The organism is Tessaracoccus pujii, from assembly GCF_054483895.1.
The window spans coordinates 63,441-78,307 of sequence record NZ_CM137012.1 but is presented as its reverse complement, the minus strand read 5'-3'; the positions used below and the strand labels follow the sequence as shown (position 1 = coordinate 78,307).

Here is a 14,867-nt window from a genome sequence, read left to right as displayed (position 1 = left end):
GTTCCACGTCCCGCGAGACCCAATCCCGGCTCAAATGCACTGGCCGCGCCTCCGGGGACGGGTGCGGTCTGCAGCATCGGCTGCGGCCCGGTATCCTGTCCGTTGGCCCGTGGTTCAGGGCCGACTGGCCCCGTAGCTCAGGGGATAGAGCAGAGGTTTCCTAAACCTTGTGTCGGAAGTTCGAATCTTCCCGGGGTCGCCACCATCACTCGACGCGTTCCAGCGTCCCGTCGGGTCGGCGCCTGAGCTGAAGCTCCTGCCACACGTGACCGCAGCAGGTCCGGCACGCGCCTATCGTAGGGAGGTCAGCGCAGCGACCCGTACGTCGACTTCGCCTTCTGCAACGCCGACACGTATCCCTCGCGCTCGTAGGCGTCCGGCGACGCCTCCGCGGGAACCGACAGAAGCCCCCGCGCCTTGTTCAGCGACAATCCCTTCGCCTTCAGCCACTGCCCCAGGCCCTCGACGAGCACCTGCGCGTACGCCGGCCCCCGGCGGATCAGCGACGACGTGGTCATCACCACATCGGCCCCCGCAAGGATGTACTTGACCACGTCGTCGGAGGTGTCGACGCCGGTGGTGGCCGCCAGCGACGCCTCGACCCGCCCGCGCAGGACCGAGATCCAGGTCCGCGGCAGGCGCGCCTCCACCGGCGACGACAGGCTCACGCCCGCCTCCACCGTCATCCGGTCCAGATCAATGTCCGGCTGCAGGAACCGGTTGAACAGCACCAACCCGTCGGCGCCGGAGGCAGCCAGGCGCACCGCCATGTTGCCCACAGACGAGAAGAACGGACTCAGCTTCACCGCGACCGGGATGCCGACGGCGCCCTTCACGGCCGCGAGGATGGCCAGGTGACGCTCCTCCACCGCGAACCCGGACATGGTCACGTCCCCTGGAACGAAGTAGATGTTGAGTTCGATGGCCGCGGCCCCCGCGTCCTCGAGGCTGCGCGCGGTCTGCGTCCACCCGCCCAGCGACGCGCCGTTGAGCGAGGCGATCAGCGGCACGTCGATGGCGGCGGCCGCCTGCTCCACCAGCCTGAGGTACGAGTGGCTGGCATCGTGGCCGGCCCGGGGCACCGTCGGGAAGTAGGAGAGCGCCTCGGCGTGCGAGTCCTCGTACATCTCCTCCAGCGCCGCCGTCGCCTCTGCCTCGCGGCGCAACTGTTCCTCGAACAGGGAGTAGAGCACGACGGCGCCCACTCCGCCGTCGGCCAGTGACCTCACGCCCTCGACGGTCTGCGACAACGGTCCGGCCGACGCGACGACGGGGTTGCGCAGGGTGAGGCCCAGGTAGGTGGTGGTGAGATCGGTCATCATCGGTTCCTCGGATCGGCTGCGAACTGGTGAGCGCCCCGGCTGGCCAGCTCTTCGTACTCGGCCCACTTGCGGTCCACCTGCTCCTGCGCGAGGACGAGGAGGCGGTCCGCCTCCACGGGATCCGCCGCGCGAAGCACCTTGTAGCGCAGCTCCGCGGACTGGTACTTCTGCAGCGACATCCGCGGCCGCGGCGAATCCAGCAGGAACGGGTTGCCGCCCGAGTCGCGGATGACGGGGTTGTAGCGCATGAGCGGCCAGTGGCCCGAGTTGACGGCCCGGTACTGCTGCTCAAGGCCCTTGCGGATGTCGTAGCCGTGCGCGATGCAGTGGCTGTAGGCGATGATCAGGCTGGGGCCGTCGTAGGCCTCGGCCTCCCTGAATGCCTTGAGCGTCTGCTGCGGGTCCGCCCCCATCGCCACGCGCGCCACGTAGACCGACCCGTAGGCCATCGCCTGCATGGCCAGATCCTTCTTGTTGGTCAGCTTCCCGCCGGAGGCGAACTTCGCGACGGCGCCCAGCGGCGTGGACTTCGAGGCCTGGCCGCCGGTGTTGGAGTACACCTCGGTGTCCAGGACAAGGATGTTGACGTTGCGCCCGGAGGCGAGCACGTGGTCCACGCCACCGGAGCCGATGTCGTAGGCCCACCCGTCGCCGCCGACGATCCACACGGAGCGGCGCATCAGGTGATCCGCCACGCTGCGCAGGTCTTCCGCGGCGATCCCCTTGAGCCCGACGAGCTTCTCCTTCAGCCGGTTGACCCGGTCCAGCTGCGCGGTCAGTTCGGAGCCCTGGCGTTGAGGCGCGCCCAGGATTCCGTCGACCAGAGCGTCGTCACCGATGTCGCCGCGGAGTTCGGCCAGCCTGGTCCGGGCGAGGTTCTCGTGCAGGTCCGCCGCCAGGCGGATGCCCAGGCCGAACTCGGCGTTGTCCTCGAACAGAGAGTTGGACCAGGCCGGACCGCGGCCCGCGGCGTTCTTGGCCCACGGTGTGGTGGGCAGGTTGCCGCCGTAGATCGAGGAGCAGCCGGTGGCGTTGGCGATGGTTGCGCGGTCGCCGAACAGCTGGCTCAGCAGCTTGAGGTAGGGCGTCTCTCCGCAGCCGGAGCAGGCTCCCGAGAACTCGAACAGCGGTTCCAGGAACTGGGTGCCGCGGATGGTACCGAAGTCCACGCGGGAGCGGTCGTTCTGCGGGATGGTCTCGAAGTAGTCCACCGCCGCCTTCTCCTTCTCGCGGTCCAGGAGCGGCACCAGGTTGATCGCCCGACGCGACGGCTGGTCCACCGGCTTGACCGGACAGGCCTCCACACACAGGCCGCATCCCGTGCAGTCCTCCACGTAGACCTGCAGCGTGTAGCGGGTCTGCGGCAGCCCTGCCGCGTTGAGCGGCGCGGACAGGAATCCCTCCGGGGCATCGCCGATCGAATCGGCGGAGTAACTCTTGGCGCGCAGCACCGAGTGCGGGCATACGAACGCGCAGTTACCGCACTGGATGCAGGACTCGGCGTCCCACTCGGCCACGATCTCGGAGATGTTGCGCTTCTCGAACTTGGTGGTGCCCGACGGGTAGGTCCCGTCCACCGGCAGTGCCGAGACCGGCAGGTCGTCGCCGCGACCCGTCAGCATGGTCGCGGTCACCGTGCGCACGAACTTGGGAGCGTTGGCCGGCACGGGTGGGATGAACCCGTGATCCGAGGAGGCGAAGTCCGGCACGACCACCTCGTGCAGCTCGGCCAGCGCAGCATCCACGGCCTCGTGATTCTTGCGCACCACCTCCGCGGACTTGCGGGCGTAGGTCTTGGTGATCGCGTCCTTGATCTTCTCGATGGCCTTGTCCCGTGGCAGGACGCCCGAGATGGCGAAGAAACAGGTCTGCAGGATGGTGTTGGTGCGGCTGCCCAGTCCGGCCGCGCGCGCGACCTTCCCTGCGTCGATGACGTAGACCTTGATCCCCAGTTCGATGATCCTGCGCTGAACCGGAAGGGGCAGCTGACGCCAGGTCCCATCGGGTCCGTAGGGGGCGTTGAGCAGCAGCACGGTGCCGGGCCGGGCGAACTCCAGCACATCGACCCGCTCCAGGATGGACCAGTGGTGGCAGCCGATGAAGCCGGCCTGGTTGATCAGATACGGCGCGTGGATGGGGTGCGGCCCGAAGCGCAGGTGCGAGACCGTCCGTGACCCCGACTTCTTCGAGTCGTAGACGAAATAGCCCTGAGCAAAGGTGTCCTCTGAGGAGCCCAGGATCTTGATGGTGTTCTTGTTGGCGCCGACGGTGCCGTCCGAGCCGAGGCCGTAGAAGACGGCGCGCAGCGTCTCTGGATTCTCCAGGTCCAGCGTCGGGTCGTAGTCCAACGAGAGATGGGTGACGTCGTCGTGGATGCCGACGGTGAACCGCGGCTTGGGCGTCTCCCGAGCCAGCTCGTCGTAGATGGCCACGACCATCGCGGGCGTGAACTCCTTCGACGACAGCCCGTACCGGCCTCCGATGGTGACGGGCAGCGCGTCACGCAGCCCGCCGGCCACTGCCTCCGCCAGCACGGAGGTGACGTCGAGGAACATCGGCTCACCGGTGGCGCCGGACTCCTTCGTGCGATCGAGGACCGCGAGGCGAGTCACCGTGGCCGGCAGTGCCGCCAGGAACGCGTCGGTGGGGAACGGGCGGTAGAGACGGATCTGGATCACGCCCACTCGCTCGCCCTGGGCGTTGAGGCGATCGACCACCGGCGTGACGGCCTCGATGCCCGAACCCATGACGACGACGACACGGTCCGCGTCCGGCGCACCGTGGTACTCGACGAGCCCGTAGCGTCGGCCGGTCAGTTCGGCGAACTTGTCCATCTCGTTGGCGATCACCTTCGGCGCCCACTCGTAGTACAGGTTGGCGGTCTCCCTGGACTGGAAATAGGTGTCCGGGTTCTGGGCGGTGCCACGGATGAACGGGTTGGCGGGGCTCAAGGCACGGGCGCGGTGCTCCATCACCAACTCGCGCGGGATGAACTGGCGCAGCTCGTCGTCGGTGAGCTTGGTCAGGGTGTTGAGTTCGTGCGAGGTGCGGAACCCGTCGAAGAAGTGCACGATCGGCAGCCGGGTGCGGAGCGTGGCCGAGTGCGCCACCGCGGCCATGTCGTGGGCCTCCTGGACGGAGGCGGAGCTGAGCAGGCAGACGCCGGTCTGGCGCACCGCCATGACATCCTGGTGGTCACCGAAGATGGACAGGCCCTGCGTCGCCAGGGAGCGCGCGGCCACATGGAACACGGTTGAGGTGAGTTCGCCGGCGATCCGGTACATGTTGGGGATCATCAGCAGGAGCCCCTGCGAGGCGGTGAAGGTGGTCGACAGCGCGCCGCCCTGCAGCGCCCCGTGCATGGCGCCGGCGGCACCGCCCTCGGACTGCATCTCGATGACGGTGGGCACCTGCCCGTAGATGTTGGTGCGGCCGTGCGCCGCCCACTCGTCCGCCAGCTCCGCCATCGTCGACGACGGCGTGATGGGGTAGATGGAACACAGCTCACTGACGCGGTAGGCGACGTCCGCCGCCGCCTCGTTGCCGTCGATGATCGCCTTGGTGCTCATCGGGTGCCCTCCTGGATCATGTCGATGGCGTGCACCGGGCACTGCTCGTAGCAGGTGGCGCAGCCGGTGCATTTCTCGTAGTCGAAGCGGTAGCGGTTGCCCTTGCCCAGTTTGATCACGGCGTCCTCCGGGCATGCGCCGAAGCATCCGTCGCACTCGAAGCAGTTGCCGCAGCTCAGGCAGCGGTTGGCCTCGTAGCCGGCCTCGGCGTCGGTCAGGCCGGCCATCACCTCACCGAAGCCCTCGAGTCGCTCCTCGACGTCGGTCTCCTCCTGCACCCGGCGCTGGTGATCGCCGAAGTACCAGAGGTTCATCATCGGCAGGGTGACCACCGCGTTCTTGTCGCGCGGCACCCATTCCTCCTTGTTGAGCCAGGCGTCGATGCGGCGGGCCGCCTTCTTGCCGTGGCCCACGCCGATGGTGACGGTGCGGTCCGACGGCACCGCATCGCCGCCGGCGAAGATACCCGGCACGGCGGTCATCAGGCTGGTGGGATCCACGTCCACCACGTCGTCGTTGAAGCTCATTCCAGGAATGGCCCGCAGGAAGTCGGTGTCCGCGCGCTGGCCGAGCGCCAGGATCACGGTGTCTGCGGCCAGCGTCTCGAAGCGTCCGGTGCCCCGGGCCTTGCCGTTGTCGTCGAGTTCCATGATCTCGACGGTGAGGTCCTCCTCGTTCATCGAGGTGATGGTGCGCAGCCAGTTCATCTGCACGCCCTCCGCCTGGGCACCTTCGAGTTCCTCGGCGTGCGCGGGCATCTCGGCGAGCGTTCGACGGTAGACGATGACGGATTCCTCGGCGCCGAGCCGACGGGCCACTCTCGCCGCGTCCATGGCGGTGTTGCCGCCGCCGTACACCGCGACCCTCCGTCCGATGATGGGCCGTTCCCCCGACGCCACCTCCCGCAGGAAGCTCACGGCGTCCACCACGCGGGTGGCGTCGGTGGCGGGGATGTCCACGCGCTTGGAGATGTGCGCACCGACGGCGACGAAGACGGCGTCGAAGTTGCCGTCGCGCTGGGTGGCGAGCAGGTCCTTGATGGGGGTGTTCTGGCGGAACACCACGCCCATGGCGACGAGGCGCCCGAGTTCGGCGTCCAGCACGTCACGGGGCAGGCGGTACTCGGGGATGCCGTAACGCATCATGCCGCCCGGCTTGTCGCCGGCGTCGAATATCTCGACGTCGTGCCCGAGGCGGCTGAGGTGGTACGCGGCCGACAGGCCCGCCGGGCCGGAGCCCACCACCATGACACGCCGGCCGGAGCGACGGCGGGGCGGCGGGAAGTGCCATCCCTTCTCGATGGCAAGGTCGCCCAGGTAGCGCTCGACGGAGTGGATGGAGACGGCCTCGTCGAGGTCCTTGCGGTTGCAGTCCGTCTCACAGGGGTGGTAGCAGACGCGGCCGTGGATGGCGGGGAACGGATTGTCGGTGACGAGTTGGCGCCAGGCGGCCTCGGCCTCGCCGGCCTTGATCAGCCGCAGCCACTCCTGGATGTTCTCCCCCGCTGGGCACCCCGCGTTGCACGGCGGGAGCATGTCCAGGTAGATGGGCTTCCGCGATCGGACCGGAGCCACTCGACCTGCGGTGTGACTCAGGTCCGGTTGGACGGTCATGTCCCTGCGCTCGGCGGCCATCGTTGCCCCTTCTCGTAGCTACTACTCAGCATCGTAGGGGGGTGGGGTATGGCGGGGGCACTGGGGGCAGACAAAGGGCCCGCGTTGTCACGCGGGCCCTCGTCGGCGGAGCTGGGAAGCTCAGCCTGCGGTCTTGGTCTCCTCGACCAGGGCCTCGATGTCCAGGGCCTTGATCTGCTCGATCAGGGAGTCCACCTGCTTGCCGTTGAGCAGGCCGGCCTGCCGGAACACGAGGTTGCCCCTGCGGAAGGCCATGATGGTGGGGATGGACTGGATGTCCCATGCGGCCGCCACGTCCCGGGCGTCCTCGGTGTCGACCTTGCCGAACACGACGTCGTCGTGGCGGGTGGAGGCGTCTTCGTAGATGGGCGAGAAGCGCTTGCAGGGCGCACACCAGTCCGCCCAGAAGTCGACGAGGACCACCTCGTTGTCGTTGACGGTGGTGTTGAAGTTCTCTGCGGTCAGGGTGGTGGTCGCCATGGAGCGATCCCCTTTCTTCCTTGGATCTCGTGCGTCGTCGTCGGTACAACCCCCGCGCGCGGCGCGATATTCCCTCCGCCGCACACCCCATGGGGTATACGAAGCCTACTTGATGGCGATGAGGCGACGCATGGGCAGTGGCACCCGCACGGGGCCGGACTCTGCGGCGCGCGCGGCGAGGAACTCCACCGCGGCGAGCGTGCGGGCGCGGTCCGTGGCCCCTCGGAGGCCGGCGAAAAGCATCTCGGCGTCGTCGCGGTCGGCGACCTCGACGTAGTACTTGGCGCGCTTGTCCTCCGCCTTCGTGAGTCCGGCTGTCAGGAGTGCGTCGCGGGCCCGGAACTCGGTGAGGCCGGGCAGCAGCGGCGTCACCCTGAGGATGTGGGCGAGGCGGCCGACCAGCCTGAGGTCCGTGGTGTTGGCCGGACGCAGCGAGGGCGTGAGCGCCGCGAACACCCCGCCCGGGCGCAGCACCCGCGCCACCTCCGAGAGCAGGCGGGGGCGGTCGGAGACCACGGCGATCCCGAGGGACGAGACGACGGCGTCGAAGCTGCCGTCCGCGAACGGCAGGTACGAGGCATGGCCGAGCACGAGCGGCCCCCTGCCCCTGCGCCGGCCCTCCACCAGCTCCGCCTCCGAGCGGTCCAGGCCGATGACCGTGCGGCCGGGGCGGGCCAGCCTGTCGATCATGGCGCCTGCGCCGCACGCCAGGTCCAGCACGGTCACGGCCGATGCGGAAACCGAGCGCGCCAGCCACTCGTAGGGAGTGTGGTTGCCGCCGTAGGCGCGGCTGAGGACGTCCTCGATGGCACCGGGTCCGCGCGTGCCGAACCACCTCAACGCCTCATGGTTCTCACTCATCGCGACTCACGAACAACAACTCCGACGCGAACAGGCCCACCTCGGTGGTGGTGCCGTCGATGGTCACCAGCACCACGTCCACGTCTCTCCTGGCGAGGAAGGTGACCCCGGGCCTGAGGCCGGCGAGTGCCAGAGCGGGCAGCATGGCCGGGTCCGCCTGCAGGTTCTCACTCATCCGCTGCAGCACGAAGCGCTGCGGCTGATCAGTGACGAGGTCCGCCAGGGGGTCCGCGTGGTCCCGGAACGGGACGTGGTCCACGTCCACGCCGAGCTCGCGGAGGCCGGGAATGGGGTTGCCGTAGGGCGAACGGGTGGGCGAGTCCAGGATCGCGACGAGCCGCTTCTCCACGTCCACCGAGATGACGTGCTCCCAGCGGCAGGCCTCGTCGTGCACCTTCTCCCAGTCCAGCCCGATCACCTCGGTGAGCAGGCACTCCGCGAGGCGGTGCTTGCGCATCACGTCGCGCGCGAGGGTGGCACCGGTGCGGGTGAGCCGGATGGTGCGGTCCGCGTCCACGTAGAGGAGTCCGTCTCGCTCCATGCGGGCCACCGTCTGCGACACCGTGGGGCCGGACTGGTGGAGGCGCTCGGCGATCCGCGCGCGGAGAGGCCGCACCCCCTCCTCCAGCAGCTCATAGACGGTGCGGAGGTACATCTCCGTGGTGTCGATCAGGTCGCTCATCCCAATACCTCCTTCACCGCCCATCCTAGTGTCGCGCATTCGCCACCATCAGGGCCGAGGCGGGACCACCCAGTCGCCGCGGCGCATGACGCCGTGCAGGCGGCCGTCGTCGTCGACGAGGCAGACGTCGGCCCAGAGCCCGGCCTCCAGGCGGCCCACCTCGTCGAGGCGGTGCCACGCGGCCGGGGTCGTGGCGGCCATGAGGGCTGCATCGGGGATACTGACGCCCACCTCCTGCACCACGAACTCGAACGCGGCCGCCATGGTGAGCGTGGAGCCGGCGATGGCGCCCGGGGTCCCGTCGGCGGTGACGAGGCGGGCCGTCCCGTCGATCACCTCCACCTCGAGTTCACCCAGGACGTAGCGCCCGTCGCCCGAGCCCGTGGCGCTCATCGCGTCGGTGACCAGGGCCACGCGACGGGGGGTCGCGGCGTCGATCGACATCGCGGCGATCACCGGCTTGTGGTGCACGCCGTCGCAGATCAGCTCGACCATGACCCGCTCGTCGGCCAGCAGCACCGGCACGGGGCCGGGCTCCCGGTGGTGGATGGGGCGCATGGCGGAGAACAGGTGGGTGGCGACGGTGGCTCCCCACTCGATGGACTCCGCGGTGGCGATGTCGTCGGCGTCGGAGTGGCCGAACGCGACGGCGACCCCAGCCTCGACGAAGCGCCGGGTGGCGGTCTCCGCGTGCGCGCGCTCGACGGCCAGGGTGATCATCTTCAACGCCGGGCCGCCGGCGTCGATGAGCCGCTCCACCGCCTCGGGATCGGGGTCGCGCAGCAGCGCCTCGGCGTGGGCGCCCTTCCGTTCGGGTGCCAGGAACGGCCCTTCGAGGTGGATGCCGGCAAGGTGCCCGTCGTGGTGCAGCGACCGCAGCACCGCGAGCTGCGCCTCCAGTTTGCCGAGCGGCTCCGTGACGGTGCTGGCGAAGATAGTGGTGGTGCCGTGGCGCCGGTGGTACTCGATGGCCTCGACGTTGCGGCCCGGGTCCGGGTCACCGAAACTGACTCCGACGGCGCCGTGGCAGTGCGTGTCCACGAACCCCGGCACCGCCCAGAGCCGCCCCCCTCCCCCGCCTGGCTGGACCGCCACGATCCGCCCGTCCTCGATCCGGATCGTCGCGTTCTCCACCACACCCTCAGGCGTGACGGCGTGGGCGACGGTGAACTGAGACGTGGGCATGGCCCAATCCTAGGACCGGACGAAGAAGGTCACCGCCCCGGCCGTGAGGGCGACGATGCCCGCGAGCACCAGGGCGATCGTCGTGCCCGTGCGCGCCGGCGCCGGCTCCTGCTGGGGATCATCGGACGCGGTGCCAGACGGGGACGCGGACGCCGACGCCGAGGACGGCGCCGGGCCGGGCGACGAGGGCGCCGCCGAAGGCGCGACCGTGGTCGTGACGTCCGAGGAAGGCACCTCCACCTCGCGGATGGCGGGGTTGCCACCCACCAGAATCTGATCGTCCGGGCCGACTGCGATGGACTCGCCATCGGGTGCGCCGACGATCGTGTCGGTAACCAGCGTCTCCCAGGTGAAAGCGTCGATGTACTCGATTCCGATGGCTGTACGCAGCGCCATGGTGGACCCGTCGGACAGGAAGACGCCGTCGCTGACCCCCGCGGGGGCGTCCGTGACGCGCACGAGGGTGTTCATCTCCTCCCGCGACGGCTCGAGCTCCGCCCGGTAGATGCCCGGGTCCTCCCCTGCGGTGACGACGTAGATCCGGCCCCTACCCGACAGCATCATCGCCTCGGCGTGCCGGGGTCCGTCCTCGTAGACGAAGTCGTAGGCGTGATAGGTGATCCGGGCCTCCTCTAGCGGCGAGAGGCGGTACACCACGACCGAGTCACGCGCCGCGTCCTGGTCTCCGATGTCACCCACCCACAACCTGTCACCACGCCACGCCAGGGCCTGCACGGACTCGAGCTCCGCGTCGAAGGACACCTCCCTGCCGTCCGCGTCGATCACCGTGCCGTCGTCGGCGCCCGGTCCGGCCAGCCAGAGGGTGGAGGATCCGGATCCGTAGGCCATACCCACGACGGGGGTGGAGCCCTCCGGCGGCACGATCTCCTCCCCCAGCGCGGATGCGGCCGCCCCTGCGGACAGTCCCAGGCCGACGATGCCGGCCGCGGCCACCCGTCCGAACGCGTTCATCTGCTCCCCACCAGGCTTCCGAGGATGACGAGCACCACGAGGGCCACCAGGACGCCTGTGACGATCATTCGGCGAGTTCTCGGATTCACTGTGCCGATGCTACGCCCACGGTTACCTTGGGTGCATGCAGGAGCTCGTGGCGTGCGCGGTCTCGATCGACGATGTGCGGGACGTCTTCGGCGCCTCGCCCGCTCTCGCTGATCGGCTACGCGCCGCAGCGGCCGCACGCTTCAGCAGCCAGACACCGAAGCGCAGGCAGTGGATGCGGCCCCTGATGCGCCGCGACCCCGCCTTCAGGGTGGACCCGGCCGCGCCGTCGAGCCGCGACGTCGAGGCCCTGCTGGCGGGAGGGTTCATCGCCCCGGACCGGGTGGGGCCCTCGTGGGTGGTGCTGATCGGGTGGCTGGAGGAGCTCTCCGCGGCGAGCCGGCGCACCCCGTGGGACGAGGCCGCCTTCGAGCGGGCCGAGTGGAACCTCGCCCGCGCTGGTCTCAACAGCGACTACTCGCTGCGCAGCCTCGGGGACCGGGACCTGGGCATCCCGTTGCGCCCGCTGCCGGGGCAGGTGGCGGGCTACGCCAAGCACGTGCACGCCGTCGAGACCCTGCGGGCTCTGAGGGCGGCCTACGACCACCCCGAGCTGACCGCCGAGGACCGGCGAATCCTCACCCCGATCCTCGACGTGCTCGAGACAGCATCCCGGCAGCCGCGCCTCGACGTGGTGGTGGTCGGCGCGACCGCCTGACGGCTCACGCCGGGTCGATCACCAGGACCAGGTCCCCGCCCTCGAGCTGGGTGGTGCCGGGAAGCACCACGCGCCTGACCACGCCGGCGATGGGGGCGTTGATGGCCGCCTCCATCTTCATGGCCTCGATGGTGGCCACCTGGTCCCCCACCGCGACACTCGCGCCCTCCTCCGCCGTCGGCGTGACGGCGCCGCTGAACGGGGCAGCGACATGGCCCTTCTTCGTCGGATCGGCGCGCTCCGCGGTGGCCACCTCGGACTTGATCTTCAGGTCCCGCACGCGCACGGGCCGGATCTGGCCGTTGAGCAGGCACATGACGCTGCGCTTGCCGCGCTTGTCGGGATCCGAGATGGCCTCGATGCCCGCCAGCAGCGTCACGCCCTTCTCCAGCGTGATCGAGTACTCCTTGCCCCGCTCCATGCCGTAGAGGTACGGAACGGTGGGGAGCACGGAGATGTCTCCGAAGTCCTCGCGCTGCTGCTCGAAATCCTTCGTGGGGCCGGGGAACAGCAGCCGGTTCAGGGTCTCCTGGCGCGTGCGGCCCGGTTCGGCCAGCAACGCCAGGTCCCCGTCGGCCACGTCGGTGACCCGCACCGGGGTGCGTCGGCCCTCGATGGCCCGGCTGCGGAACGGCTCAGGCCATCCGCCGGCGGGCTTGCCGAGCTCACCGTTGAGGAAACCGACGACCGAATCGGGGATGTCGAACTTCTGCGGGTCCGCCTCGAACTCGGCGGGATCGGCTCCGACGGCGACGAGGTGCAGGGCCAGGTCCCCCACCACCTTCGACGACGGGGTGACCTTCGTGGGGCGGCCCAGGATCTTGTCCGCCGCCTCGTACATGTCCTCGATGGCCTCGAACTTCTCGCCCAACCCCAGCGCGATGGCCTGCTGGCGCAGGTTGGACAGCTGCCCGCCGGGGATCTCATGGCTGTAGACGCGGCCTGTCGGGGCGGGGAGCCCGGACTCGAAGGGCCGGTACATCTTGCGCACGGCCTCCCAGTAGGGCTCAAGGTCCAGCACGGCCTGCGCGTCCAGCTCGGACTGCCGCTCCGTCTGGTCCAGCGCCGCGACCAGGGCAGACATCGGGGGCTGTGAGGTGGTGGAGGCCATCGCCGAGTTGGCCACGTCCACCGCGTCCACGCCGGCGTTGATGGCCGCCATGAGCGTGGCCAGCTGGCCGCCCGTGGTGTCGTGGGTGTGCAGGTGGACGGGCAGGTCGAAGCGCTCGCGGAGGGCGGTCACCAGGCGGCGGGCCGCCTCGGGGCGCAGCAGGCCGGCCATGTCCTTGATGGCCACGATGTGCGCCCCCGCGTCGACGATCTGCTCGGCCAGGCGCAGGTAGTAGTCCAGCGTGTAGATCTTCTCCGCCGGGTCCAGCAGGTTGGAGGTGTAGCAGAGCGCCACCTCCGCCACGGACGGCGTTTCGCGCACCGCGTCGATCGCGGGGCGCATCTGCTCGACGTCGTTGAGCGCGTCGAAGATGCGGAAGATGTCCACGCCGGTGGCGGCGGCCTCCGCGACGAACGCGTGCGTCACCTCGGTGGGGTACGGGGTGTAGCCGACGGTGTTGCGGCCACGCAGCAGCATCTGCAGGTTCTGATTCGGCATGGCCTCGCGCAGCGACGCGAGCCGCTCCCACGGGTCCTCGCCGAGGAATCGCAACGCCACGTCGTAGGTGGCGCCGCCCCAGCATTCCACCGAGAACATCTGCGGCAGGAGGCGGGCCTGCGTGGGCGCCACGGCGAGCAGGTCCTTCGTACGCACGCGGGTGGCCAGGAGCGACTGGTGGGCGTCGCGGTAGGTGGTGTCGGTGATCCGCACCGGCACCGCCTGACGCAGCTCGGCCGCGAACCCCTCAGCGCCGAGCGCGAGGAGCCGCTGCCGCGAACCGTCCGGCGCCGGTGAGGCAAGGTCCGCCGGCGGCAGCTTCACCGCGGGATCCAAGGTGGTGGGAGCCTCGCCGTGCGGGCGGTTCACCGTGACCTCGGCGAGGTGCCGCAGCAGCTTGGTGGCGCGGTCCGCGGGCGTGCGGGCATGGAGCAGGTAGGGGCGTTCGTCGATGAACGACGTGGTGACGCCGCCGGCCGCGAAGTCCGGATCATCCAGGACGGCGCGCAGGAAAGGCACGTTGGTCGCGACACCGCGGATGCGGAATTCCGCCAGGGCGCGGCGGGCCCGCGCCACGGCCATCGGGAAGTCCCGGCCGCGCGCGGTGAGCTTGACCAGCAGCGAGTCGAAGTGGGGGCTGATCTCGACGCCGGTGCCCGTGGTGCCGCCGTCGAGCCGGATGCCGGCGCCGGAGGCGGAGCGGTAGGCGGTGATGAGGCCGGTGTCGGGGCGGAACGAGTTCTGCGGGTCCTCGGTGGTGATGCGGCACTGGAGCGCGGCCCCCCGGATCTGCAGCTCGTCCTGACGCACGCCGATGTCCTCCAGCGACTCGCCGCCGGCGATGCGCATCTGGGCCTGCACCAGGTCGACGTCGGTGATCTCCTCGGTGACGGTGTGCTCCACCTGGATGCGCGGGTTCATCTCGATGAACACGTGTTCTCCGGCGCGTTCGCCCTCGGTCTCGATGAGGAATTCGACGGTCCCCGCGCACGTGTAGTTGATGGCCCGGGCGAACTTGACCGCGTCCGCGGTGAGCTTGTCCCGCAGCTCCTGCGAGATGTGCGGCGCCGGCGCGATCTCGATGACCTTCTGGTGGCGCCGCTGGATGGAGCAGTCCCGCTCGAAGAGGTGCACCACCTCGCCCTGCGAATCGGCCAGGATCTGGACCTCGATGTGTCGCGGCGCGCCGACAGCCTGCTCGATGAAAACCGTCGGGTCACCGAAGGCGGCCTCCGCCTCGCGCATGGCGGCACCCAGCTCGTCGGCCATCTTCGCGGGATCGTCCACGCGGCGCATCCCGCGGCCGCCGCCACCGGCCACCGCCTTGATGAAGACGGGGAAGCCGATCTTCTCAGCCGCTCTGGTGAGCTCATCGGTGTCCGTCGAGGGGGGGCAGGACGCGAGGGTGGGGACGCCGACGCGGCGCGCCTCGTTGAGGGCGCGCACCTTGTTGCCGGCGAGCGTGAGCACGTCCGCGGACGGGCCGATGAAGGTGATGCCGTTGGCCTCGCAGGCCGCGGCCAGGCCCGGGTTCTCGGAGAGGAAGCCGTACCCGGGGTAGATGGCGTCCGAGCCGGATTCCTTGGCTGCCCGGATGATCTCGTCGATGTCCAGGTAGGCGCGGACGGGGTGGCCCTCCTCCCCGATGAGATAGGACTCCTGCGCCTTGATCCGGTGATCCGCGTTGCGGTCCTCGTAGGCGAAGACGGCGACGGTGCGGAGGCCGAGTTCGTAAGCGGCGCGAAACGCGCGGACGGCGATCTCGCCTCGGTTGGCGACCAATACCTTCTGGAACATGGGCGCCAGAC

10 protein-coding genes and 1 tRNA gene are annotated in these 14,867 nt (G+C 69.7%); 2 read left to right on the top strand and 9 right to left on the bottom strand.

What is annotated here, in order from left to right; all coding sequences use genetic code 11:
* Nucleotides 1-126 precede the first annotated feature (126 nt).
* Nucleotides 127-202: transfer RNA gene (locus tag ACX1D0_RS00340), tRNA-Arg, on the top strand.
* Between the two features lie 103 nt (nt 203-305).
* Here ACX1D0_RS00340 and ACX1D0_RS00335 read toward each other — a convergent pair.
* The 8 genes from ACX1D0_RS00335 to ACX1D0_RS00300 all read right to left on the bottom strand — a co-directional run bounded on the left by ACX1D0_RS00335 (nt 306) and on the right by ACX1D0_RS00300 (nt 10,705).
* Nucleotides 306-1,319, bottom strand: a complete 1,014-nt coding sequence (locus ACX1D0_RS00335) for a dihydroorotate dehydrogenase-like protein (protein WP_459018935.1) — start codon at nt 1,317-1,319, stop codon at nt 306-308.
* Complete coding sequence (gene nifJ, locus ACX1D0_RS00330) at nt 1,319-4,891, bottom strand: pyruvate:ferredoxin (flavodoxin) oxidoreductase (RefSeq protein WP_459018934.1); 3,573 nt, start codon at nt 4,889-4,891, stop codon at nt 1,319-1,321. Before nifJ ends, ACX1D0_RS00335 begins: the two co-directional genes overlap by 1 nt.
* Entirely contained in the window at nt 4,888-6,525 is a 1,638-nt protein-coding gene (locus ACX1D0_RS00325) for an NAD(P)-binding protein (RefSeq protein ID WP_459018933.1), read from the bottom strand. Before ACX1D0_RS00325 ends, nifJ begins: the two co-directional genes overlap by 4 nt.
* 120 nt (nt 6,526-6,645) lie before the next feature.
* A complete protein-coding gene (gene trxA, locus ACX1D0_RS00320) occupies nt 6,646-7,005 on the bottom strand; it encodes a thioredoxin (protein WP_459018932.1) in 360 nt (119 codons plus the stop codon).
* 105 nt (nt 7,006-7,110) lie between these two features.
* The gene (locus tag ACX1D0_RS00315) at nt 7,111-7,866 is read right to left on the bottom strand and encodes a class I SAM-dependent methyltransferase (RefSeq protein ID WP_459018931.1); all 756 of its coding nucleotides are present in this window, start codon (nt 7,864-7,866) and stop codon (nt 7,111-7,113) included.
* Nucleotides 7,859-8,548, bottom strand: a complete 690-nt coding sequence (locus ACX1D0_RS00310) for an iron-dependent transcriptional repressor DtxR (protein WP_459018930.1) — start codon at nt 8,546-8,548, stop codon at nt 7,859-7,861. Before ACX1D0_RS00310 ends, ACX1D0_RS00315 begins: the two co-directional genes overlap by 8 nt.
* A gap of 48 nt (nt 8,549-8,596) precedes the next feature.
* Entirely contained in the window at nt 8,597-9,733 is a 1,137-nt protein-coding gene (locus ACX1D0_RS00305; RefSeq protein WP_459018929.1) for an N-acetylglucosamine-6-phosphate deacetylase, read from the bottom strand.
* Nucleotides 9,734-9,742: 9 nt separating this feature from the next.
* Entirely contained in the window at nt 9,743-10,705 is a 963-nt protein-coding gene (locus tag ACX1D0_RS00300) for a hypothetical protein (RefSeq protein ID WP_459018928.1), read from the bottom strand.
* A 124-nt stretch (nt 10,706-10,829) separates the two neighbouring features.
* Between ACX1D0_RS00300 and ACX1D0_RS00295 the strand changes: the two genes are divergently transcribed.
* On the top strand, nt 10,830-11,450 hold the full coding sequence (locus ACX1D0_RS00295) for a hypothetical protein (RefSeq protein ID WP_459018927.1): 621 nt from the start codon (nt 10,830-10,832) through the stop codon (nt 11,448-11,450).
* Between the two features lie 4 nt (nt 11,451-11,454).
* Here ACX1D0_RS00295 and ACX1D0_RS00290 read toward each other — a convergent pair whose 3' ends face one another.
* Nucleotides 11,455-14,856 (bottom strand): pyruvate carboxylase, encoded by a 3,402-nt coding sequence (locus ACX1D0_RS00290; protein WP_459018926.1) that lies wholly within the window; start codon nt 14,854-14,856, stop codon nt 11,455-11,457.
* Nucleotides 14,857-14,867: the final 11 nt, after the last annotated feature.